The 23,218-nt window shown below is 73.7% G+C and carries 21 protein-coding genes; 10 read left to right on the plus strand and 11 right to left on the minus strand.

What is annotated here, in order from left to right:
* Position 1: 1 nt before the first annotated feature.
* The 3 genes from QC283_RS28405 to mmuM form a co-directional block, all read right to left on the minus strand.
* Positions 2-577 carry a hypothetical protein gene (locus QC283_RS28405; RefSeq protein ID WP_279564558.1) on the minus strand — a complete coding sequence of 192 codons (576 nt, stop codon included), beginning with the start codon at positions 575-577 and terminating at the stop codon, positions 2-4.
* Positions 578-593: 16 nt separating this feature from the next.
* The gene (locus QC283_RS28410) at positions 594-1,550 is read right to left on the minus strand and encodes a DUF4129 domain-containing protein (protein ID WP_279564559.1); all 957 of its coding nucleotides are present in this window, start codon (positions 1,548-1,550) and stop codon (positions 594-596) included.
* A gap of 153 nt (positions 1,551-1,703) precedes the next feature.
* Positions 1,704-2,612, minus strand: a complete 909-nt coding sequence (gene mmuM, locus QC283_RS28415; RefSeq protein ID WP_279564560.1) for a homocysteine S-methyltransferase — start codon at positions 2,610-2,612, stop codon at positions 1,704-1,706.
* 159 nt (positions 2,613-2,771) lie between these two features.
* On the opposite strand from mmuM, the gene QC283_RS28420 reads away from it, so the two are divergent.
* Genes QC283_RS28420 through QC283_RS28430 form a run of 3 tightly spaced genes read left to right on the plus strand, consistent with a single transcriptional unit; the run spans position 2,772 to position 5,439 of the window.
* Positions 2,772-3,608, plus strand: coding sequence for a CPBP family intramembrane glutamic endopeptidase (locus QC283_RS28420; RefSeq protein WP_279564561.1), 837 nt, complete (start codon positions 2,772-2,774; stop codon positions 3,606-3,608).
* Positions 3,605-4,783 carry a sensor histidine kinase gene (locus QC283_RS28425; protein ID WP_279564562.1) on the plus strand — a complete coding sequence of 393 codons (1,179 nt, stop codon included), beginning with the start codon at positions 3,605-3,607 and terminating at the stop codon, positions 4,781-4,783. The genes QC283_RS28420 and QC283_RS28425 overlap by 4 nt, the downstream gene beginning before the upstream one ends.
* On the plus strand, positions 4,780-5,439 hold the full coding sequence (locus QC283_RS28430) for a response regulator transcription factor (RefSeq protein ID WP_279564563.1): 660 nt from the start codon (positions 4,780-4,782) through the stop codon (positions 5,437-5,439). Before QC283_RS28425 ends, QC283_RS28430 begins: the two co-directional genes overlap by 4 nt.
* 70 nt (positions 5,440-5,509) lie before the next feature.
* Here QC283_RS28430 and QC283_RS28435 read toward each other — a convergent pair whose 3' ends face one another.
* Complete coding sequence (locus tag QC283_RS28435; RefSeq protein WP_279564564.1) at positions 5,510-6,046, minus strand: hypothetical protein; 537 nt, start codon at positions 6,044-6,046, stop codon at positions 5,510-5,512.
* A gap of 226 nt (positions 6,047-6,272) precedes the next feature.
* Here QC283_RS28435 and QC283_RS28440 point away from each other — a divergent pair, with 226 nt between their 5' ends.
* The 4 genes from QC283_RS28440 (at position 6,273) to QC283_RS28455 (ending at position 9,909) form a co-directional block, all read left to right on the plus strand.
* Entirely contained in the window at positions 6,273-6,686 is a 414-nt protein-coding gene (locus QC283_RS28440) for a hypothetical protein (RefSeq protein ID WP_279564632.1), read from the plus strand.
* A complete protein-coding gene (locus tag QC283_RS28445) occupies positions 6,683-7,483 on the plus strand; it encodes an isocitrate lyase/PEP mutase family protein (RefSeq protein WP_279564565.1) in 801 nt (266 codons plus the stop codon). Before QC283_RS28440 ends, QC283_RS28445 begins: the two co-directional genes overlap by 4 nt.
* A gap of 177 nt (positions 7,484-7,660) precedes the next feature.
* Positions 7,661-9,379, plus strand: coding sequence for a PHP domain-containing protein (locus QC283_RS28450; RefSeq protein ID WP_279564566.1), 1,719 nt, complete (start codon positions 7,661-7,663; stop codon positions 9,377-9,379).
* Positions 9,376-9,909, plus strand: coding sequence for a hypothetical protein (locus QC283_RS28455; protein ID WP_279564567.1), 534 nt, complete (start codon positions 9,376-9,378; stop codon positions 9,907-9,909). Before QC283_RS28450 ends, QC283_RS28455 begins: the two co-directional genes overlap by 4 nt.
* A gap of 37 nt (positions 9,910-9,946) precedes the next feature.
* Here the strand turns inward: QC283_RS28455 and QC283_RS28460 are convergent, their stop codons facing one another.
* Both QC283_RS28460 and QC283_RS28465 read right to left on the minus strand, forming a co-directional pair.
* Entirely contained in the window at positions 9,947-10,612 is a 666-nt protein-coding gene (locus QC283_RS28460; protein WP_279564568.1) for a maltokinase N-terminal cap-like domain-containing protein, read from the minus strand.
* 106 nt (positions 10,613-10,718) lie between these two features.
* A complete protein-coding gene (locus tag QC283_RS28465) occupies positions 10,719-11,975 on the minus strand; it encodes a D-arabinono-1,4-lactone oxidase (protein ID WP_279564569.1) in 1,257 nt (418 codons plus the stop codon).
* A gap of 106 nt (positions 11,976-12,081) precedes the next feature.
* Here QC283_RS28465 and QC283_RS28470 point away from each other — a divergent pair, with 106 nt between their 5' ends.
* A complete protein-coding gene (locus QC283_RS28470) occupies positions 12,082-13,401 on the plus strand; it encodes a radical SAM protein (protein WP_279564570.1) in 1,320 nt (439 codons plus the stop codon).
* Between the two features lie 46 nt (positions 13,402-13,447).
* On the opposite strand, the gene QC283_RS28475 is transcribed toward QC283_RS28470, so the two are convergent.
* The 4 genes from QC283_RS28475 to QC283_RS28490 all read right to left on the minus strand — a co-directional run bounded on the left by QC283_RS28475 (position 13,448) and on the right by QC283_RS28490 (position 20,153).
* Complete coding sequence (locus QC283_RS28475) at positions 13,448-14,038, minus strand: FHA domain-containing protein (protein WP_279564571.1); 591 nt, start codon at positions 14,036-14,038, stop codon at positions 13,448-13,450.
* On the minus strand, positions 14,035-16,038 hold the full coding sequence (locus QC283_RS28480) for an AAA family ATPase (protein ID WP_279564572.1): 2,004 nt from the start codon (positions 16,036-16,038) through the stop codon (positions 14,035-14,037). Before QC283_RS28480 ends, QC283_RS28475 begins: the two co-directional genes overlap by 4 nt.
* Positions 16,039-16,070: 32 nt before the next feature.
* Positions 16,071-17,735, minus strand: coding sequence for a hypothetical protein (locus QC283_RS28485; protein WP_279564573.1), 1,665 nt, complete (start codon positions 17,733-17,735; stop codon positions 16,071-16,073).
* Between the two features lie 132 nt (positions 17,736-17,867).
* On the minus strand, positions 17,868-20,153 hold the full coding sequence (locus QC283_RS28490; protein ID WP_279564574.1) for a serine/threonine protein kinase: 2,286 nt from the start codon (positions 20,151-20,153) through the stop codon (positions 17,868-17,870).
* A gap of 185 nt (positions 20,154-20,338) precedes the next feature.
* On the opposite strand from QC283_RS28490, the gene QC283_RS28495 reads away from it, so the two are divergent.
* Entirely contained in the window at positions 20,339-21,625 is a 1,287-nt protein-coding gene (locus tag QC283_RS28495) for a macro domain-containing protein (RefSeq protein WP_279564575.1), read from the plus strand.
* On the opposite strand, the gene QC283_RS28500 is transcribed toward QC283_RS28495, so the two are convergent.
* Positions 21,600-22,283 (minus strand): 4Fe-4S single cluster domain-containing protein, encoded by a 684-nt coding sequence (locus QC283_RS28500; protein ID WP_279564576.1) that lies wholly within the window; start codon positions 22,281-22,283, stop codon positions 21,600-21,602. The genes QC283_RS28495 and QC283_RS28500 overlap by 26 nt on opposite strands.
* A 238-nt stretch (positions 22,284-22,521) precedes the next feature.
* Between QC283_RS28500 and QC283_RS28505 the strand changes: the two genes are divergently transcribed.
* Entirely contained in the window at positions 22,522-23,205 is a 684-nt protein-coding gene (locus QC283_RS28505; protein ID WP_279564577.1) for a hypothetical protein, read from the plus strand.
* The last annotated feature ends 13 nt before the right edge of the window (positions 23,206-23,218 follow it).

The raw sequence follows: 23,218 nt of genomic DNA on the forward strand, positions 1-23,218 counted from the left end.
CTTACCGGTGCGGGTGCGGGTGCGGGTGCGGGTGCGGGGCGCGGGGTGCGCTGAGCGTTTCGAGCCGGTCGACGAGGCGGTGCAGCACGTCGACGGGAACCTCGCCGCCGGGCCCGGCCCGGGGTGGCTCGGTCCCGAGCCACGGCCACAGCTCTGGGCCGATCAACGCGGCCGCCCGCTCGGGCTGCTGGTCGAGTGAGACGTGGTGGTGTTCGGCGAGCGCGGCGGCGTAGAGGTGGCGCAGCTCGGGCCGGAGCACCGCACGGTAGTAGAGGGCGCCGTCCGGCCCCGTGGCGGTCCCCACGTTCCGCCGCCACTCGCCCATGCCCGGAGCCCGCGTCCGCAGCAGCCGCACCTCTTCCCGGCGTCCGGAGTCGAAGGCGGCCGCGCCGGCGGCGTACCGGGCGACGACCAGCGCCACGACGACCAGCAGCACCAGGAGGGCGCCGGCCGCCTCGAACCCGTCGAGGAGCAGGATGAGCAGGACACCGGAGCCGGCGACCGCGCCGCAGAGCAGCCCGAGCCGGCCCAGGGTGAGCATGTCCCCTCCCGGAGTCTCCTCCACCGGTCGGATCACCGCGCGCCCTCCCCGTTCACCGCGTACCCTCCCCGTTCACCGGCGCGCCCTCCCGGCCCCGCAGCAGCGAGGCGATCTCCTCCAGAGCGCCGGCCGCGGCCTCGCGGTGCGAGGCGTCCATGGGGTGCGAGGAGTAGCGGGCCTCGCGGAACAGCGCCGTAAGCCGCGGGGCGGCCGGGCCGGGGGCGAGACCCGCGCCGACGGCTCGGGTGAGCAGGTCGGTGGGACTGTCGGAGGCGTGCCGCGGCACGCCGGACGCGACGAGGGCGTCCTCCATCCCGGCGTAACAGGCGATGACGGCGGCACGGACGTCTCCGGTGTCGTCCAGGGCGCGGCGCCCCGACCGCACCGCGGACAGCAGCACGCGCGCGTCGTCGTCCTCGGCCACCGCGCTCCCGTGACCGGGGTGTCGCGGCACCCTGAGCCCGAGCCGTCGCAGCCGTCGCACGACGGCCACCGCGACGATCACGCCGACGACCGCGGCCAGCAGACCGAGTACGAGGTACAGCGGCAGGGACGGAAGACGCGCCGAATCCCCCGAACCCTCCGTGGGCACCGGCCCGCCGGTAGCCGGCTGGGTGGGGAGCCGCGTCGGGACGACTGGCGGTGGATCGGACTGGGCGCTGCCGGAGAACCGGTGCAGGACCAGGGCCAGAACGCCGACGACGCCCGCCCCGGCCAGCAGCAGCGGCGCGGCGATCTCCCGCAGCCGCTCCTCGCCCGGCGACAGCACGGCGCGGTAGGAGTTGAACCGGGGACGGAGGCGCGCGACGAGCCGCATGACTCCGACCGTCCAGGCGACGGACGAGAGGGTCACGACGGCCCAGTGGCTCAGCGGCCCCTCGCCGTCGTGCAGCAGTCCTGCCGGGGGCCGCAGCGCGAGGGCGGCGACGGCCAGTGTCCCGACCACAGCGACGGCGACCACCACCCCGGGCGGCACCGCCCGCTGCCTCGCCCGCCCCCCGCGTCGCATGCCGTCCCCTCGTCGAACTCGTCCCCCCGAACGCCAGTTCACCGCAATCTTGGCACATGCCCCGCCGACCGCCTACGGCGCGACGCGGCGACCCCGTGACCTCACGACCCCGTAACCCCGTGACCCGCGACCTCGTAACCCCGCGGTCACCGGTCACGCCGGTGGCAGTGCCGCCGCCACCGACCTGATGGCTCCCGGCCCCACCCGGCAGCACCCGCCGACCAGCCGGGCCCCGGCAGCCCGCCAGCCCCGTACCCGCTCGGCGGCGAACGAGGAACGCCCCCGCCACGCCCGCGCCCGGGCGTCCCACGCCTCGCCGCTGTTGGGATAGGCGACGACCGGTTTGCCCGTGACCCGGGCGGCCGTCTCGACCGCGCCCGCCACGTCCTCGGGGGCGCAGCAGTTCACGCCCACCGCGATCACCTCCTCCGCGTCGGCCGCCAGGGCGAAGGCCTCCTCCAGCGGCTGGCCGGCGCGGGTGCGGTCGCCCGTGACCGTGTACGACAGCCAGGCCGGCACGCCCAGTCCGCGCACCGCCCGCAGCAGCGCCGCGGCCTCCTCCGTGTCGGGGACCGTCTCCAGCGCGAGGACGTCGGGCCGGGCGGTGGCCAGGACCTCCAGCCGGGGCCGGTGGAAGCGCTCCAGTTCCCCGGCGCCGAGCCCGTACCGGCCCCGGTACTCGGAGCCGTCCGCGAGCATCGCCCCGTACGGGCCGGCCGACGCCGCCACCCACAGGGGGCGGGATGTACGCGCCCGGTGGGCGGCGTCCCGGGCCAGTTCGACGCTGAGCGTGAGCAGTTCGGCCGCGCGCCGCCGGTCGATGCCGCGCCGGGCGAAGCCCTCGAAGGTGGCCTGGTAGCTGGAGGTGATCGCCACGTCCGCGCCCGCCTCGAAGTAGGCGAGATGCGCTTCGGTGATCGCGCCCGGGTCCTCGGCGAGCAGACGGGCCGACCACAGTGCGTCGCTCAGGTCGTACCCGGCCGACTCCAGCTGGTTGGACAGCCCGCCGTCGAGGACGAGGGCGCGGCCGGAGGTGAGGGCGTCGGCGAAGTCGCTGGTCATGGCACGAGGCTAGCCAGTTGGCCGGGGGCCTGGAGGTCTTGTCCCCCGTGAGAGCTACGGCGAGGTGTCCACCGTGAGGTGACGATCTCCGGCCGCCGGATCCGTAGCGTCGATTGCAGCCCGCGGCGCTCGAGTCCGGGGCCCGACCAAGGAGTTCGCGTGAGGTTTGTCTGGCAGTTCCTGGCCGTGTTCGCGGCCTACGCCATCGGTGGCATCGCCACCAACGCCGTGAAGGACAACGACTGGCTCACCCTGGTCCTCGGGCTCACGGCAGCCGCGCTGGTGGTGTTCGTGTACGCCTGGGTGGTGCGGCGGACCGAGCGCCGGCAGGCCCTGGACGTGGCCCGGGAAGGTGCCGCGGCCAAGCTCGGCTGGGGGACACTGATCGGCCTCGGGCTGTTCGGAGCCGTCATCGCGAACCTCCTCGCCGCCGGGCACTACGAGGTCGACGGCCTGGGCTCGGTGCAGGGCGCGGTCGGGCTGGTCGGGTTCATGGCCGCAGCCGCCGCGACGGAGGAGGTCGTGTTCCGCGGGGTCCTGTTCCGGATCATCGAGGAGCACATCGGCACGTACCTCTCGCTGGGTCTCACCGGCCTCGTGTTCGGCCTCATGCACCTGCTCAACGAGGACGCCACCCTGTGGGGCGCCATCGCCATCGCCATCGAGGCCGGCTTCATGCTCGCCGCCGCGTACGCCGCCACCCGCAACCTCTGGCTCGTGATCGGCGTCCACTTCGGCTGGAACTTCGCCGCGGGCGGCATCTTCAGCACCGTGGTCTCCGGCAACGGAACCAGCGAGGGACTCCTGGACGCCTCGATGTCGGGGCCGAAGCTGCTCACCGGCGGCGACTTCGGGCCGGAGGGCAGCGTCTACGCGGTCGGCTTCGGCGCGCTGCTGACGATCGTGTTCCTGTGGCTGGCCCACCGGCGCGGCAACATCAAGCCCCGCTCCCGGCGCGCCGCCCGTGTCGACTCCACCGCTACACTTCCCCGGTGATCGATCGTCGGCGGGTTCCGGAGCTGTGGCACCGGCTCGACGTCACGGTCCGGGATCTCCCGTTCGGGGTGCTGCTCCTCGTCGCGTCGCTCCTGCCGGGGCTGCGCGGCAACGGGACGGAGGTCGGCGGCCTGCCGACCCAGCCCCTCGACACGCTGGGTGGCGTGGCGGCCGTCCTCCAGTGCCTTCCGCTCGCCCTGCGCCGACGGTGGCCCATCCTCTGCCTCGCGTTGATCGCGATCGGCTTCGCCATCGATCAGGTCAACGGTTACCACCTGCTCGCCGGCACCGCGCTGCCCATCGCGCTGCTGAGCGCCGGGTCGCATCTGGACCGGTACCGGCGCGTCACCCTGGTCGTCCTCTCCGCCGCGTACGTGCCGCTGGCCGTCGTGCTCCACCGGCGCGGTCCGGGCGAACCGGCGGCCGAGTTCGTGACGTTCTACCTGGCGATCGGCCTCGCGTGGGGTGTCGGCGTGTGGATGCGCACCGCCCGGGCCGCGGAGGCCGAGCGCCGTGACCGCGTCGCCGACGACGCCCGTGCCGCCGAACGCACCCGCATCGCACGCGAGTTGCACGACGTCGTGACCCACCACGTGACGGCGATGGTCGTACAGGCGGAGGCGGCACGGTATCTGACCGCCGCGCCGGAGCGCCTCGACCAGACCCTGACCGCCGTCAGCGACACCGGCCGGCGGGCCATCACCGACCTGCGGCACCTGCTCGACCTGCTCAACCCGGATCACGGGACCGGCCAGGGATCCGGCCCCGGCAGCGAGGCCAGGACACCGCCCGTCGGCAGGCTCCTCACCCTGGTCGAGCAGACGCGGCGGGCCGGGCAGCCGGTGGAGTTCACCGAGGAGGGCACCCCGGCGACGTCGACCGGCAGCGCCGACCTCGTGGCGTACAGGGTCGTGCAGGAAGCCCTGACGAACGCACTGAAGTACGACCGTGGAAGCCACACTTCGGTCCTGGTGCACCATGGCGAAAGGGAGATCACCGTGGAGGTCGGCACGGACGGCTCGGGAACGCGGGCCGGGTCTCCCGGCGGCAGCGGGCGGGGCCTGGCCGGGCTGCGTGAACGGGTCGACGTCCTGGGCGGCGACTTCAGCGCGGACCACAGGGCGAGCGGTGGCTTCGTCGTCCGGGCGCGGATACCCGCGGGGAGCCCGTCATGAGCGCGCCGGTCCGGGTCCTGGTCTGCGACGACCAGGTACTGATCCGTACCGGGCTGGCGACCATCATCGACGCGCAGCCCGACCTGGAGGTGGCGGGCGAGTGCGGGGACGGGCAGGCCGCGGTCGACCTGGCCGGCGAACTGCGTCCGGACGTCGTGGTGATGGACGTACGCATGCCCGTGCTCGACGGCATCGAGGCCACCCGCCTGCTGGCCGGCGCAGGGGTGGCGCATCCCGTCAAGGTGCTCGTGGTGACGACGTTCAACCTGGACGAGTACGTGTACGAGGCGCTGCGCGCCGGAGCGAGCGGGTTCCTGCTCAAGGACGCGCCGCCCGACCGGCTGCTGCACGGCATCCGGACCGTGGCCATGGGCGCGGCGCTGCTGGACCCCGACGTGACGCGCCGGCTCGTCGGCCAGTACGCCGCCCGCATCCGGCCCACCCGTGGCAACTCGAACGACATCCCGCTGACCCCACGGGAGACGGAGGTCCTCCGCCTCATCGCGGACGGCCTCTCCAACAGCGAGATCGCCGCGGCTCTCGTGATCAGCCCCGAGACCGTCAAGACCTTCGTGTCCCGCATCCTCACCAAGCTCGACCTGCGCGACCGCGTCCAGGCGGTCGTCTACGCCTACCGGCACGGGCTGGTGACCTGACGCGCGCGTCGCGACAGCGGCGGTGCCGGACCCGTCGACCTCTCCACGGCACACCCTCACCCTTTTCGGCTCATCCCTGAAGCCGGCTCCGCATCTGCGTCAGGCGCCGGTCGAAACGAAGGTTGAACCAGGTCAGCCAGCCCAGGAAGGCGACTGCCAGAGCGAGGGTCAGGCTTCCCGCGACGACGGAGCCGGAGACGAACCAGGCGACCGACGTACCGAGGAAGACGAGGGCCAGGAGCGGGAACGCCCACCAGCGGTTGCGCCGCAGCCGCCGCTGCCGGGAGTCGACCAGCGCCGCGAGGGCCTGTCGGCGTCGAGGATCCTCGGGGGGCGGTCCGCCCTTGAGGATCCGCCGCTCCATGGCGGGCACGTCGTCCGGCTCCGCACCGGTGTCCCGCGCGTCGTGCCGACGGCGACGGCGCACCAGGAACACGATCCAGACGCTCATCAGCGCGGCACCGACGAGCGCCGACGGCCACGCGTCGGCCCCGTTGAAGAGCAGTCGCACCACCAGGCCCACAGCCAGCGCCACCACCCCGATGACCGACAGCCTGTCCTGCCATCGCGGCTCGGTGAATTCGTCGCGCCGCTCTCGTCTTCTCATGTCCACCCCTCGGGCATCCGGCCCGGCCTCGTCGTGACGCCGAGTGACCGTCCAGGTACCCGCCCGGAAGGCGGGAACACTTCGGCCGGCACCGAAGCAACGGGCCCATAGCGTGCGGGACATGAGCGCAACGAACACCGCCGCCCCTGCCACGGCCACCGCCACCTCCGCCACGGCCACCGCCACCTCCGCCACGGCCACCGCCCCCGCCGACGCCGTCACCGGCATGGTCGGCCACGTCCTCGCCCTGGCCGCCACCTGGACCCGGTGGGACGGGCGGCCCGCGCACGTCGACGGCCGCGTCTACACCCCGCACAAGGCGATCCGGCGGGTCGCCGACCACATGGTCGACCATCTCGCGGAGCTGGAGGCGCGGTTGGCCGGTGAGGCGACGCAGCCCGACCACTGGCACGCCTCCATGGTCACCACGGAGGCGGACCGGGCCCCCTTCACACAGGAGGACCTCGACGAGGCCCGCAGCCGCCTCGTCCGGCTCGCCCGCGTCTGGGCCAACCGCCTCGACACCCTCACCGACGAGCAGCTCGACCACTCGCCCGGCGAGGGCTGGAGCTTCCGCGAACTCGCCGTACACCTCACGGAATCCGTGTACTACGCCGACGCGGTGGGAGACCTGTCGTGACCGCCGCCTTCGCCGGCCTCCACCGCGCCGGGGAGCCCCTGCTGCTGCCGTGCGCCTGGGACCACGCGTCCGCGCTCGCCCTCGCCGCGCAGGGCTTTTGGGCGATCGGTACGACCAGCCTGGGCGTCGCGGCGGCGGGCGGGCTGCCCGACGGTGCGTCGGCGACCCGTGACGAGACGCTGCGGCTGGCCCTCACCCTGGGATCGGCGCCGTTCCTGCTCTCCGTCGACGCGGAGGACGGCTTCAGCGACGACCCGGACGAGGTGGGGGAGCTGGCGCGGCAGCTGGCGGCGGTCGGGGCCGTCGGCATCAACCTGGAGGACGCCCTGGGACCCGCCGACCGGCACGCCGCGAAGATCGCCGCGGTCAGGACGGCGGCCCCCGGCCTGTTCGTCAACGCCCGTACGGACACGTACTGGCTCGGCGACGGCGACGGCGACGGCGACGGCGACGGCGACGGTGGCGGCGCGGGGGCGGGCCGCTTCACGGAGACGATGCGGCGCCTGGACGCCTACCGCGAGGCGGGCGCCGACGGCGTCTTCGTACCCGGCCTCACCGACCCCGGCCGGATCGCGGCCCTCGCCGCTCACTTCGACGTCCCGCTCAACGTCCTCTACTCGCCCACCGGTCCCGATCTCCCGCACCTCGCCGACCTCGGCGTACGCCGCGTCAGTCTCGGCTCGCTGCTGTACCGGAGGGCGCTGGGCGCCGCCCTGGAGGCGGCGGCCGACATCGGCGCTGGGCGGGTCCCGGGCGGCGCGACGCCCACGTACGAGGAGGTGCGGGCACTGAGCTGACCAGGGGACATCGTCCGGGACCTGCCGGGGACACGGGGCCTGGCGGGGCCTCCGCCCAGGTTTCACGCCAGGGCAGGCGGGGCGGCGGGCTGAGATCACCTACGGGTCGTTCAACGTTCATCTTCTTCCTCGATTCTCCTCGGAGCCGCGCACGGCGGCGGTATCCAGGAGGACTTCATGGGGCACGGTCACGGGCACGGGCACACGCACGGCCATCACCACCACGGACACGCACACACGCACGACCACGAGGCCGCGCAGCCCCTGCCCGCCGCCTTCGACACCAGCGTCCCCGACGAGGCCCTGAGCCCCGAACAGCAGTCGCGCCGCGGCCTGCTGCGCCGCGCGGGCCTGCTCGGCGCCGGACTCGCCGCCGGCACCGTCCTCGCCCAGACCGCGACCGCCGCCCCCGCCCAGGCCGCGGGCAACGGCCGCCGCAAGAAGGGCTTCCTCTGGCTCGCCGGCGACCACCACATCCACACCCAGTACAGCAGCGACGGCAAGTACCGCGTCGTCGACCAGGTCCGCCAGGGCGCCCGGCACGGCATGGACTGGATGGTCATCACCGACCACGGCAGCGTCACCCACGCCAAGATCGGCGTGGAGAAGGTCAACCCGGACATCCGCGAGGCCCGGGACGCCCACGAGGACACCCTCGTCTTCCAGGGCCTGGAGTGGAACATCCCGGCCGCCGAGCACGGCACCGTCTTCGTCCACCCCGGCCGCAACGAGGTCTCCGTCCTCAAGCAGTTCGAGACGGACTACGACGGCAGCGTGAAGGGTGCGGGCGACTCCACACCCGCCAACGAGGCCCTCGCCGTGGCCGGCCTCTCCTTCCTCGCCGACCAGGTCAGGCGGCGCAAGGTCAAGGACGCCCTGATGCTCGCCAACCACCCGGCGCGCAAGGGCATCGACTCCCCGCACGAGATCCGCGCCTGGCGCGACGCCACCTCCCGGGGCCACCAGATCGCCGTCGGCTTCGAGGGCGCGCCCGGCCACCAGGCAGCTGGCCTGCCCAAGCCGCTCGGCATGGGCCGCGCACGAGGCATCTACGACGGCAGCCCCGGCGCCAACTCCTTCCCCGGCTACCCGCTGGAGAGCTACCGCACCTGGGGCGGCTTCGACTGGATGACCGCCACCGTCGGCGGCCTGTGGGACAGCCTCATCGCCGAGGGCCGCCCCTGGTGGATCACCGCCAACTCCGACTCCCACCAGGTGTACGCCGACACCGGCGCCCGGGGCGGCGGCGACTTCGCGGCCAACGGCCGCTACGACGACCCCGTCTACGCCGGGAAGATCGACGTCACCCAGGGCGACTTCTGGCCCGGCCAGTACAGCCGCACCCACGTCGGCTCCGACGGCTTCAACTACGCCGCCGTCATGGACGGCATCCGCGCCGGCCGCATCTGGGTCGACCACGGCCAGCTCATCAGCGGCCTCGACGTGCGCGTGTCCGGCGGCGGCCGCTGGGCGACGCTCGGCGGCGCCCTGCACGTCCGCAAGGGCACGCGGGTCACCCTGTCGATGGACGTGGCGCTGGCCGGCGGCCCCAACTGGGCCGGATTCACCCCGAAGCTGGCCCGCGTCGACGTCATCCAGGGCGAGGTGACCGGCGAGGTCGCCGACAAGGACACCTTCACCGCGCCGACGGCCCGGGTGGTCAAGTCGTACGAGGTGAACAAGGACACCGGCACCGTCCGGCTCACCTACGACCTCGGCCGCGTCGACCGCCCCGTCTACCTCCGCACCCGCGGCACCGACGGCAACCGCTCCGCCGTCGGCGCGCTGGGCGCCAAGGTCGACCCGGCCGGCCCCGCCATCGACGTCGTCGGCGACGCCGACCCGTGGCGCGACCTGTGGTTCTACTCCAACCCGGTATGGATCCTGCCGTCGTGACGCCGCCCTCCGCGCCGTACGCCATCGGCATCGACACCGACGCGACGACACTGCGCGAGGCCGACCACCTGCTCCAGGCGCTCGCGGCCGAACTCGACCTCCCCGAGGACGTCTTCGGCTGCACACACCTGGTGCGGGACGGCCGCCCGCGCGTCGCCCTGTCCCTCGCGGCCCACGCCGCCGGGGCGGAGCCGGTCCTGCGCACCGCCCGGGACCGGCTCACCGCCCAGGGGTACGAGGTCCGCGACGGCACTCCGGACGAGGTCGGCCGAGCCGTCCTCTACCCGGGCGCGGACGCCCTCACCGGCACGCTCACGCTGGCCGACCTGCTGGCGCGCTCCGCGATCGAGCGGGTGACCGTACTGGGCACGCCGGAGGAACCGCCGCCGGACATACGGATGGTGACCCGGGAACACGTCCGCCCGCAGTGGCAGGACGGCCGGCTGGTGCTGGCCGCCATGCCCGCCGCGGGCGGCGATCTGGTGCCGTTCGAGGACCCCGACCCGACGCCGTGCTGCGCGGACCACTGACCGGTCCGCACGCGACGGCGGCCGGGCCGGCCGGGACCTAGTCGGAACCGGGGCCGGGGCGCAGTACGGCGAACAGCCCGCGTGCGCGGGTGCCGTCCGGCAGACGCCAGGAACCAGCGACGTGGCCGGTGGCCTCCGGTGGCCGCACGGGTGTTTCGCCCACAGCGGGGCTCAGGGCCCGGTGCAAAAGGAGGGCCGTGCCGTCCTGTGCGCGCAGCTCGGTGCCCGTCCGGTGGTCCGTGGCGCTCGTGGTGGCGGCCGCGAGGGCGGGACCGTCACCGACGCGGGAGCGGGTGACCTCCCGGTCGGGGACGTCGCTGGTGTTCTGGTCCTGGGCCTCGGCCCGGCCCTCGACCAGGGCCACCAGCTGGTCCACCAGCACCGGGTCGTGACAGCCGTCGTACACCCAGCGCCGCCCCAGTACCCCGTGCTCCATGGTGCCGACGAGGGCGTCTTCCGCCCCGTCGAGCGGGGCGCCGCGATAGGCGAGCGGCACCAGGTAGGCGGACGGGTGGGTGCCGGAGGTGTCGGTGACCACCATGAACTCGATACCGACCTCACCTTGCGGGTCGTCCAGCCGGAAGCCGCCCGCGTTGACCAGTTCCGGCTCGCCCGTGCCCCGGTACCACGGCCGGGAAGGCAGCCAGGAGGCGAGCAGCTCGAGCTTGGTCGGCTTGAGCGTGGTGTGGTGGATGACGGCCATGCCGTGTGTTTCCTTCCGTCGACGGATGCGGCCCTCACACCTTGCCACCGGTGGCGGCGGAGCAGGGCGAAAGTGCCGCGCGGGGAGCCGAGGTGACCGGAGCAGGTCAGCCGCCCAGCACCCCGCGCACGAACGCGTTGGTGAACTTCCCCGCCGGGTCCAGCGTCCCGGTCAGCGCCCGGAAGTCGTCCAGCCGCGGGTAGAGCGCGCGCAGCCCGTCCGCCGGGGTCGTGAACACCTTGCCCCAGTGCGGGCGGGCCGCGAAGGGCGCCAGCGCCTCCTCCAGCCGCCGCACCACCGGCAGCACCGCCGCCGTGTCCTCGACCCACGTGAAGTGCGCCGCCACCGTGTCCCGCCCGTAGGCCGGGCTCAGCCACTGCTCGTCGGCGGCGACCGTGCGCACCTCGCACGTCTGGAGCACCGGTGCGACGGTCTCCCGTATCGCGTCCATCGCGCGCAGCGCGTCCAGGGCGTGCTCGCGCGGCATCAGGTACTCCGACTGGAGCTCGGCACCGCTGCTGGGCGTGAACTCGGCACGGAAGTGCGGCAGCCGCTCGTGCCAGGGACCCGGCACCCCGAACTGCTCGGTGCAGTTCACCGCGGGCATGCCCGGCACCGGGTGCATCTTCTCGGTGGCCGGCGCGGCGTACGGGAAGTCGGGCAGCGGCTGGTCGGTGCGCCGCTTCAGCCACACCTGCCGGAAGCCGGGAGCCCGCCAGTCCGTGAAGAGGCTCACGCTGTACGCCGCCGCCATCACCGTGTCGAAGGACGCCGTGTCCAGTCCGGCGAGCGGCAGCTCGGTGAAGACGTGCTGCTCGACCTCGTAGGCCGGCTCCAGGTCGAGAGTGAGCGAGGTCACCACGCCCAGCGCGCCGAGGGAGGTCACCGCGCCGCCGAACCGCTCGTCGCCGCGCGCGACGGTCACCGTCGAGCCGTCCGCCGTGACCAGCTCGACCTCGCGCACCACCGACGCCAGCGAGCCGTTGCCGACCCCGGAACCGTGCGTGCCGGTCGCCACCGACCCGGCGACCGAGATGTGCGGCAGCGACGCCATGTTCGGCAGCGCCAGCCCCCGACCGTGCACCAGCCGGGCCAGCTCCGCGTACCGGACGCCGCCGCCCACCCGCACCGTACGGGCCGCCGTGTCGACGTCCACCTCGGCCGGCAGCGCGGCCAGCGACAGCAGGGCGCCCTCGGCACCGGGCTCGGCGATCTCGTTGAAGGAGTGCCCGCTGCCCAGCACCCGCACCCTCGCGCTGTCCGCCACCAGGGCCCGCAGCGCGTCCAGTGAGTGCGGCCGGAGCAGCTCCTTGGCCGTGTAGGTGATGTTGCCGGCCCAATTGGTCACGGTGATGTCGCTCATACCGCGAGAACCTACCCGGCGCGCCTGGAAGGGGCCCCGGGCGGGAAGCCGCACCGGCGGGGGCATACCGTGAGAAGTCGAACGCCTGAGCCGGGAGGAGACACGGATGGGCAACCGCACCGCGCTGGTCGAGGATCTGATGGAGCGCTTTCCGCATGTGCCGCGGGAAGCCGTCTTCAAGGAGGACCTGCTCCGCGGCGGGGTGGCCTTCGACCCCTCCGCGCTGAGTGACAACGAGGACGGCGAGGTCAAGCCGAAGTCGTACTTCATCTTCTCCTTCGACCACGGCACCCTGCCGGAGCTGGGCGAGGCCGCGCTGCGCCGCCCGCCCGAGGAGATCATCCTCACCGGCGGCCCCTACGACCTGCGCCGCACCGTCGTCTCGGTCCGCGTGAACCCGGCGTCCCCCTACCGGGTCGCCGCCGACGAGCACGGCCAGCTCGGCCTCTACCTCGACGGCAAGCGCATCTCGGACGTCGGCGTGCCGCCCATGCCGGAGTACTACCGGCACAAGCTCGCCAACGGGAAGTCGGTCATGGAGGTGGCCCCGACCATCCAGTGGGGCTACCTGATCTATCTGACCGCCTTCCGGGTCTGCCAGTACTTCGGCGCCAAGGAGGAGTGCCAGTACTGCGACATCAACCACAACTGGCGCCAGCACAAGGCGGCTGGCCGCCCGTACACGGGCGTGAAGGACGTCGACGAGGTCCTCGAAGCGCTGGACATCATCAACACGTACGACACGGCCAAGACGTCCACCGCGTACACCCTCACCGGCGGCGCGATCACGTCGAAGGTCCAGGGCCTGGACGAGGCGGACTTCTACGGGCGTTACGCCAAGGCCATCGAGGAGCACTTCCCCGGCCGCTGGATCGGCAAGGTCGTCGCCCAGGCCCTGCCGAAGGACGACGTCCAGCGCTTCAAGGACTACGGTGTCCAGATCTACCACCCCAACTACGAGGTGTGGGACGAGTACCTCTTCAAGATGTACTGCCCCGGCAAGGAGCGCTACGTCGGCCGCGACGAGTGGCACAAGCGCATCCTGGACTCCACCGAGGTCTTCGGCGCGCGCAACGTCATCCCGAACTTCGTCGCGGGCGTCGAGATGGCCGAGCCCTTCGGCTTCAAGACGGTCGACGAGGCCATCGCCTCCACCACCGAGGGCCTGCGCTTCTTCATGTCGCACGGCATCACGCCCCGCTTCACCACCTGGTGCCCCGAGCCCACCACCCCGCTCGGCAAGGCCAACCCGCAGGGCGCGCCGCTGGAGTACCACATCCGGCTGCTGGAGGCCTACCGCGCCACGATGGACGAGTTCGGCCTGGCCTCGCCCCCCGGCTACGGTCTGCCCGGCGCCGGCCGCGCGGTCTTCTCGGTCAGCTCCTTCATGGACAGCCTGCCGGAGGACGCGACCGTCGAGGTGTGAGCCGACGGGGGCCGAAGGTCACCCCCGACGGGCGAGCCGACGGGGGTCAGCACAACGGTCGTCCCGGGACGCGCACCGTGAAGCTGACCAGCGGACCGAGCCACACCCGGTCGCCGTCCACCAGGGGCTCCGTGCGGCCGGGTACCAGGACCCGGTCGTTGATCCGCACCCCGTTGGTGGCGCCCTGCGGCACCTCCGTGAGCGAGGCCGTGCCGTCCTCGCCGTGGGTGACGCGGGCGTGCTGGGCCGACACCGTCGATTCCTCGGCGAGGAGCCCGGCCGCCTCCGGGGCCCAGTCGGGGTCCCGCCCGAGGGGCAGTTCCCCGCCGGGCGGCACCTCGAGACGGCTCCCGGCGCCGCGGAACACCAGACGCAGTGCCGTGCTCCGGGACGGCGCCCGAGCGGGGCGCGTCGACGCCGGGCCGCCGGCCAGTGGCGACAGGCACGCCGGGCAGGAGGCGGTGCCCGCCGGGAGCCGGGCGCCGCAGTGCGGGCACGGGGCGAGGGGTGGCGCGGTGGTGGAGGGCGCCGCGTTGTCTTTCCTCCGCGGCGGCTGACCGGTCGACGGGACCAGTTCCAGGCCGTCGTCCTCGGGCCCTCTCGCGTCGTCGTCGATCCCCTGGTCCGGCACCGTCATCGCGCCCCGCCCTCCGCGCCGTTCTCCGTGCCGTTCTTGAAGTCGACCTCGATCTCCACCCTGCCGGTCTCGTCCTGTCTGACGTCCGAGACGAGCGCCATCGCACCCGGGCGCAGATGGGGCTTGGCGAACAGGGCGCGGGCCAGCGGGTTGATCAGATGGGTCTCCAGGACCATCCCGATGCCCCGCCCGCCCTTCCACGGGTCCTGGGTGCAGTGGTCCAGCAGCACCTCGCGCGCCTCTTCGGTCAGTTCCAGCACGATGCCGTGCCCGGCGGCCAGCTGCCGCCGGACGTTGCCGACCTGGAGATCGAAGATCTGCTCGGCCACCTGAGCGGAGATGAAGTCGAACACCACGACGTTGCCACCCAGCCGGTTCATCAACTCCGGTCGTCCGATGACCCGTTCGAAGTGTTCCTTGATGTTCTTGCGGACCATGGTCTCCAGCTCCGGGTACGGCGTGCCCGGCTCCACCAGCGGCTGCCACTCCTGGGTCTGCGGGTCGGTGCGCTGCACGCCCAGGTTGGAGGTGAAGATCAGCACGCACTCGCTGAAATACGTGGTGACGCCCTGCCCGTCGGTGAGCCGGCCGTCCTCCAGGACCTGGAGGAACTTGTCGAGGACGCCCTTGTCGGCCTTCTCGATCTCGTCGAAGAGGATCACCCGGAACGGGTTCTCCCGTACGGCGGTGGTGAGTTCACCGCCCGCCTCGAATCCGACGTAGCCGGGCGGCGCCCCGACCAGGCGGTCGGCGGAGTGCGCCGCGGAGAACTCGCTCATGTCGAAACGGAGGTACGCCTGGTCGCTGTCGAACAGCACCGAGGCGACCGCCTTCGCCAGCTCCGTCTTGCCGGTGCCGGTGGGTCCGGCGAAGAAGAGCACGCCGCGCGGCCGGTGCCCGGGGCTGGTGGCCTGTGCGCCGGAGAGTCCCAGAGCGGCCCGCTTCAGGATGTCGAGTGTCATCGCCACGGCGGCCTCCTGGCCCAGGACCCGTCGCGGGATGGCCCGTTCGTCCGAGGGGTCCTCGCCCTTGAGGATGCGCAGGCGGATCTCGTCGCGGCTCCAGGGGTTGCGCTCCACGCCGAGCCGGTAGATCCGGACCGCGTCCGGCATCCGGTCGAAGGGGAGGTCGCGGGCGAGGGCGAGGCGCAGGCTCTCCTGCATGGCGGTGAGGTTCATGCCGGAGGCGGCCCGCGCGAACGCCCCTACGGCTTCCTCCGCCGCCTCCCCGGTCGTCCGGTCCCCGGGGGGCCGCTCCCCGGCCGGCTGCCAGGACGGGGCGGTGCGCAGGTACTCCCGTCGGAGCTGCCGTGCCATGCGGCGCCGCTCGTCCGCGTCCGGCTCGGGCACCGCCACGGTACGGATCCGCTCGCTGCCCGCGAGCAGCCAGTTCGGCAGGTCCCGTTCGCCGTCGGCCAGCCAGATCAGCGGGTTGAACAGCGCTCCGGCCGCGTCACCGGTGGCTCCGGGCGGGCCTTCCACGGGCTTGGCCTCGCCCGCGAGCTGGAGGCAGGCGAGGAAGAAGTCGCGCTCCTCGGGGGTCAGCCGGTTCACATCGCTCACCAGTCGTGAGGCGTGGTCGATCACCAGGGCCACGCGCAGGGGCGGCAGTACGCGGTCGCCGCGAACCTTGGCCCGTTCCGGCCCCCAGCCCTCGCTGATCGCCCTCAGCTGCGCCACCGTGCGCTGGGTCTGTGCCGGGCTGGTGCCGGGGAAGTCCAGCGGCTCCAGGAGCGTCAGCACCGCCTCCCGGACGCTCTCGTCCGCCTGCATCACCTGGACGCCCGAGACCTGGTCGCACAGCAGCAGCGCCTGGTAGCCCAACGGGCGCAGCCGGTTCCACAGCACCCCCAGCAGGGGCAGCGGGTGGTCGCGGTCGCGGATCCGCACCAGGTGCAGGTCGCGGAAGTTGCCGTACAGGACGTACTGCGCGTGCACGCTCAGAGTGCCCGCCAGCTCCTCAGCGAAGAGCGGGAACCGGGCTTCCTTCTGCAGGTCCATGTGTCCTTCCCGTTGCGGGTGGCCCGGCCGCCTCAGCGGGTCCGGTCACCCACGGTGCGGTGTTTGCGGGCGGCCGTGGCCTCGTGGTCCGGTGCGCGGCGCCGGGTGCCCGTCCCGAGCGCGCCGTCCAGTACGACGGTGCCGTCCTCGCCGGGCAGGCCCGGCCGCGCGCCCTCGGTCTGCTCGATCCGCACGTCCATGTCCAGGCCCAGCTCGCGGGCCACGACGGCGAACTCGTCGATCCGGCGGCGGGCCTCCGCGCAGCGTTCGTCGTCCACCGCGCGGTCCTCGGGCCGACGCTCGCCCGGGCCGCCGCGGTACATGGTGGCGATGCGCAGCGTGCCGCGGACCAGGGTCGCCCGCAGCCAGTGGTCGGGACCCCAGCCCTCCGGTGTCCAGTCCAGGCGCAGCTCCTGCCCCTCGGGACACGTCGCGTCGGCCGGTCCGCCGTAGCGGGCCGCCAGTTCGGTCATGACCTCGGTCAACTGGGCGCGTACGTACAGGGCTTCCAGATGGGTCAGCCGCTCCGTGACCCGGAGTTCCACCAGCCGTCGCTCCTCGGGGGTGAGTGGCATCCCGTCCTCCAGCAGCCGGCGCAGGGACCGCTCCGCGTCGGGTGCCTCGGGCAGCGGCTCCGTGCCCTCGGGGGCGCGGCGGGTGAGGAAGTCCAGCTGGGCGGCGGCCCACTCCTCCTCGGCCCGGCGGGCCCGCGCCCTGCGGTTGGCGTCCTGCACGAACTTGCGGGCCTCGCCCAGGTGGCGGCGGGCCCGCGTCGGGTTCTCCGCGGCGTGCCGGGCGGCCCGCCCCACCGACGCGGCGGCCAGCTCCACGGTCTCCGGCGCCGCCTGCGGGTCCAGCGCGGCCAGGATGTCCGCGCCCAGCCGGCGGACGGCGTCGGTGTCCCGTTCGGCGTCCGCCGTCGCGCGGGGCGGTTCCACGGGGGCCCGGCCCGCCTGCTCCGCACCCGGATCGCGGCTGGTCAGGTGGCGGCTCACCATGGCCTCCCGGCGCTCCCGGATCAGGCGCCGCCAGGTGTCGTCGGCCTCGTCCGCCTCCTCCGCGTCGCCCGCCTCGTCCATCACGTCCGTGAGCCGGCCGACCTCCCAGTCCGTCTGCGCCGCCTCGGCCCGGCGCACGGCCTCCTCGAAGCGGACCAGGTCCGCGCGGAGCGCGCCGAGCGGGCGGCTCACCGGGTCCAGGGGCGGAGGGAGGTCGGGGCGCGGGGGCCCCTGGCCGCCTCCGCCCGGGTCTTTGGCGCGGGCGTGCCGGGCCAGCAGCGCGGTCCTGCGGGCGTTGGCCCGCGCCACGGCGTACGCGGCGGCCTCCCACTGTTCGGCGGCGGTCGCGGACAGGGCCTCCTGCCGCTCCAGGCAGCGCTGTTCCTCGGCCGCCCGGACGGCGGCCGAGGCGAGGACCCGGGTGGTGAGCATCGCGGCGCGGCCCGCGAGCAGGACGCCGCTGAGCGTGCCGAGGGCCTCCAGCGCGGCCTGGCCCGCCTCCTGAAGCCCGTGGCTCACCGCGTCCGACACCTGAGTGGCGGCGTCGCTCACCTGGGTGGACGCCTGGGCGGCGGCGTCGCCCACCTGTGCCGCACCGGCGTCCGGCACCGCGTACAGGTCGACCGGCGGGGCCTGAGTCGGAAAGGCCACCCCCGGTGCCACCAGGTCGAGGGTGGGAAACGCGGCTCCTACGCTCATCCCCTGCCTCCCGTTCCTTGATCACTCGTACCGCGATCACTCGCGCCTTGGTCACTCGCGCCTTGGTCACTCGCGCCTTGGCCGCTCGTGGCTTGGTCACTCGTATCGGATGTCCGGCGCCGGACGGGCCCGTCAGGCACGGCGTGCGGCGATCCGGCCGCGCCGTACGTCCACCCGGCGGGACAGCCGGGCGCGCCGTTCCCGGCGCCACGCGTGGCAGCGGCGCACGCTCCACCCGGCGAGGAGCACGACACTGGCCAGGGGCCACACCCACGGGGCGACGGCGAGCGCGTAGAAGCCCAGCAGCACCGCCCCGACCAGGACGGCCGCGCCGAGCAGCACCGTCCAGAGGCGACCCGAGCGCACGAAGGCCGCGGGCCGGTCGGAGGTGCGGATCAGCAGACCGGCCAGCGACCGGTGCGGGTGGTAGGCGGGCGGTCCGATGTAGGCGGCGGTCAGGAGTTCCGTCGCGAAGAGCACGGCCGCCGCCGGGACCGTCCGCACCCAGGCGGTGACGACCTCCTCCTGGGAGGCGCGGCCGAGTACGTCGGCCAGCCCGATCACGAAGCACCACGGCGCGGTCAGCACGGTGGCGCCGAACAGCGCCCAGGCCAGCGTGGGCAGCCGGTCCATGCGCCGCATGACGGCCACGACACCGTCCGCGTCCTCGTCCATCAGCCGCTGGATCTCCTCGTCGACCTGGCGCGAGTGCCGCTCGTTCGCCTCGCGGACGGCGTGCCCGGCGAGCAGCAGCGCCATCAGCAGCCGCAGCGGCTCGCCGTCCTCGCCGGACTCCACGAGCCGGTCGAACCAGGGCACGGGCGCGTTGAGCCGGCCGCGCACCGTGGCGGCCTCCGCGGCGAGGCGGGCCGCCGCGTGGTCGGGTTCACGGGCCAGTTCGAGGAGCCGGGCGTCCACGGCGGGGGTCCGCCTCAGCGCCCGGCGGACGCGGTCCAGCCCGGCGATGTCCGGCGCGCGGCGCACCTCCCGCACCAGGTGCGGCCAGCGGTCCCGCAGCGTGTCCCAGCGCACGCGTACCTCGTCCAGGCCTTCCCCGCGCGGGCGGCGGGACAGGACATCCAGGATCTCAGGTGCCGTCGTCAGGTGCCGGATGAGGGCGAGGGCCTCGGAGTCGTCCCGGCGGGCCGCCCGGCTCAGCGCGCGGATGCCCTCGGCGGTCAGCGGCAGGCCCCACAGGGACACCTCGCGGTACGGGCCGAGCCAGGTGATCAGCCGGACGCCGGTCTCCGGGCCGGGGGGCCCGCGCAGTTCGCCGCGGAGCGCGGTGAGCCGTCGCAGTTCCTCGGGGCTGCGCCCGCCGGCGGTCTCGAACTGGCCGAGCCACTCCTCCAGGGCGGCGCGGTCGTCGGCGTCGGACAGTAGCGCGGCCGTGGCGGGCGGGTGGCAGTCCAGGGCCCGGGCCAGGTGCTCCGGTTCGGTGTGCCGCTCGCCGAGGAAGTGGAAGGGGCGCAGGTCGGAGGGTGGCGGGGTGCCCGGCGCCTGCCCGCGGCTGCGGTCGGTGACAGGCGGTGACTGGCCGTCCAGCCACGCCGCGACCTCCTCCGCGCCCCAGCGGTCCTCCGGGGCGCGGGTCAGCAGCCCTTCACACAGCCGGCGGGTCCGCTCGTCGCGGATGTCGCTGACGTCGGGGTCGTGCGTGGCTGTCTCCCGGAGTACCGCTTCGTCGCTGAAGTAGTCCACGGGGTGCTTGCCCAGGGCGAGTTCGGCGATGACCATGCCGACCGCCCACCAGTCGCCCGCCTCGGAGACGGTCTGGTGGAGGGAACCGGCCTCGGGCGCGAGGTACTTCGGTTTGCCTCGCCAGGCACGCCGCGGCCCCGGGTCCTCGTCGGGCCGGTACGCGGCGACCCCGAAGTCGACGAGCACCAGGTCCAGCGCGTTCCCGCGGCGGCTCTCCACCATGATGTTGTCCGGGGTGACGTCGCGGTGGACGATCTCCCGCTCGTGCAGCGCGGACACCGCCGAGTGCAGTTGCCGGGCCACCTCCTCGACCCTCTCGGGCGGCATCGGGCCGGGATCCCCGTCGAGGTAGGCCCGCAGGTCCGTCTCCCCGTGCGACCGGAACAGGTGGTAGGGGTGGCCGTCGGCGAGGTCCGCCTCGACGAGCCGTTCCAGGTGCGGGCCGGGGTCCTCACGGAGCAGCCGTCCCACCTCGGGGTCCGGGGCGTGCATGCGGTGGTACCACTTCAGCACCAGTGGCGCGTCACTCGCCCCCGCGTCGCTCTCCCGGACGCGCAGCACGACGGCCTGGCTGGGGCGTTCAGCGGCTTTGATGACCTTGACCAGAACGAATCTGCGGGCCAGCGCCGGCGGTATGTCGTCGCGTACGTCGCGGGTCTCGGTCCGGCCGGAATCAGTGAATCCGCCGTCCTCGGGAGAGACGAAATCAGTCACCATCGTCCTTCCGGAAAAGTCGACTTCGGGGACGACCGCAATGACGGGGGAGAGGGTGGCACGACAATACCGAAGGTAATTCCCGGGACGGACGGGTTCCAAGGAATTACCGGGGCGCGCACCGGCGCATACAGGGGGCGCACTCCGGTCCGGTCTCTTCTCGCGTCCCCAGGATTACCATGCACCGCATGCGCTCCCTTCCCCCGCACCACAGCCTCGTCGAGGAACTCAGGGCCCTCAGGCGGCCCGGACTGCCCAGGCTCCGGCACTGCGCCCGGGAAGCGCTGCGGGACACCGCTCTCGCGGCCGGGCTGTGCGGCGGGGAGGAGGACGAACTGGAGGGCATCGAACGGCTGCTGGGGGCGGCCGTGCGCCGTCTCACGGGCGGCAGCCCACTGCACGACGGGCCGGACTGCGATCCGCTGGCCCGCGCCGCCGCGCACACCTTCGGGCTGTTCGCCGACCGGCGCGGAGTCCCCGCGGCCGACCGGCGGAAGGCCGCGGCGGCCGTCTACGGAGTGAGCACCGAACGGTTCCGGCGCAGTTACGAGTTGGAGGTGTTCGCCGAACTGGCCACCGCCGCACTGGCGTTGACCCGGGAAGCCACGGCGAGGCCGGGCCCGAACGGCCGGAGCGGCGCGAACGGCGGTGGTCCGGACGGTCAGGGCCTCCCGGACGGTCAGGGCCTCCCGGACGGTCAGGGCCTCCCGAACGGTCAGGGCCTCCCGAACGGCCCGAGCGTCCCGAACGGCGAGGGCCGGCACGTCACGGCGGGTGGCACCGCGTCGCGGACCGCACCCGCGACACACGCTTTCCTCCTGCTCGCCGATCCACCGCCCGCCGCCCCGGTGCCCGCGCACGTGACCGCCCGGATCGACATCCGGGTCTGCCCGATAGAACTGGTACGGGACGCGGACATCCTGGTCTCCTCGGAGAACGTCTACCTCGAGATGTCCAAGATCTTCCGGCCGACCGTCTCCGGCGCGCTGCGCAGGGCCGCCGCCACCCGCAACACCGCCGGGGAGATCGTCGACGACGTCCTGCCGCGCGAGTTGGGCACCTGGCTCCGCAGCCACGGCCGGGCCGGCCTGCCGGTGCGGCCCGGCACCGTGGTCGCCACCTCCCCGGGCGCTCTCGCCGCGCACGGCGTACGACGTATCCACCACGCCGCCGTCTCCACCCCCGTGGAAGACGGTGACCGCTACCACGTCGCACCCGCCGCACTGGCCGAGGCCGTGCAGGCCTCGTTCGCGCTCGCCCGGGAGGAGCGCGCGGCCCTCTCCCTGCCCCTGTCCACCATCTGCTTCCCCCTGATCGGCGCGGGGCGCGGCGGCCTGCCCGCCCTGGTCGCCGCCCGCTGGCTGCTGTGGGCCGTCCGGCGCGAACTGCGCGAGGACACCACCTGGTCGGTGCGTCTCGTGACGCGCAGGCCGGACCACGCCGACGTCCTCAGGGCCGCCAGCTCGGATCGCTGAGCGACACTCCCGCCTCCTTCGACCGCCGCTCCAGCTGGGCCAGTTCGCCGCGCAACGGCACCCCGTAGAGCCGTAGGCCCACGGCGGCCCCGGTGCCGACCACCGCCTGGAGGCGGGCGCCGGTGCTCTCCCGGTCCTGGTGCGGCGCGTAGCGGGCGACGCCCCGGGGCGTGCGCGGCCGGATGCGCTGGTTGGCGGAGCCCCGCCACACCAGGCCCGTCGGCTCGGCCACCCGGAACCGTCCGGTGATCACCGCGTCCGAGTGTCGTAGCGCCGCGTCCTGACGCTCTGTCAGCTCGTCGGGCTCGTACCCCGTGTACACCAGCAGATCGGCCCCGTCGGTCCCCCCGGCGGCCGCGCCGCCCGCCGCCTCGTCCCGCAGACCGGCCGCGCCGGCCAGCAACCCGGCCAGCGCGTCCGGCTGCTGGAGGGGCTCACCGCCACTGACCGTGAGCCCCTCCGCACCCCTTTCCAACGCCTCCCCCCACAACTCCAGCAGCGCGGAAACGGATACGCGCGTCCCCCCACGGGCATCCCATGTGTGCCGGGACATGCAGCCCGCGCACGCCAGCGAGCAGCCCTGGAACCAGACGCCGAGACGCCTGCCCGGCCCCAGTGTCTCCAGGGGGAAGTGGGTCCCGCCGATCCGGACGTCCATGACCGCTCCTCCTCGGGGTGCTGACCGCGAGTATGGAGGGCTCCGGATCCGGCCCGCAATCGCGTTCCCGCCTCCGTCCGGCCGGATACCGGACGGAATCCGGTTGTTTTCCGGAGGGCCGCCGGAATGGTCCATTCCCCCTCTGATTTCACGTCTCCGGAGGCGATCGTTTCCGCTACTCTCTCCGTCACCGCGCCACGATCTCCACGGAGATCGCACGGGAATGGGGGTAGCTCAAATGATCAATTCCGGCCGCACGGGCGGAACCGCCCGAAGACTGAGAATCGGAATCGTCTCGACGGCCGTCGCCCGCGGCCACGGCCGACGCGACGCACCGGGACTCCTGGACGTGCTGACGGAGATCGGAGAGGGGCGGCACCCCTCCACGGACGGCCTGCCGCCCTACGTCCTGGGCGTGCGCGCTCAGGTGGTCCGCAGCACCACCCGGCTGCGCTCGCGCATGCTGCTCGGCAACCGCGGACTGAGCGAACAGATCCAGGCGGAGTCCGTCCGGGTCGTCACCCAGTACACGAAGCGCGGCGAACCAGCACCCGCCGCCCTCGCCCGCTACGGCAGATCGGTCGGCACCTGGCGCAACTCTGCGGCCGTCTGCCGGTCCCGCGCCCAAGGCCTCGTCGACGAGGCGAACCACCTGCTGACCTGCTACTGGGACGCGGCCTGGACACGCGCCCGCCGTACCCGTGAGATCCCGGAGCTGCGCCCGACCGGCTGGCTGCCGGGCCGGATCGAACTGGACGCCACCTGGCACCGGATCGACGACGGCCTGCTGTCCGACCGCTGGTACGGAGCCGGAACGGCCCGGGCGGGCGGCGACCCGGCGGTGGTCGCGCAGGCCCTGGCCATCCTCGACAGCCAGGCCACCGGGGCCGGCGCGCCGCGCGGAACAGGCAGCAGGGGATGAGTTCCCCCTTCAC

Origin of the sequence: Streptomyces sp. DH41, assembly GCF_029813785.1 — a bacterium.
Taxonomy (GTDB): Bacteria; Actinomycetota; Actinomycetes; order Streptomycetales; family Streptomycetaceae; genus Streptomyces.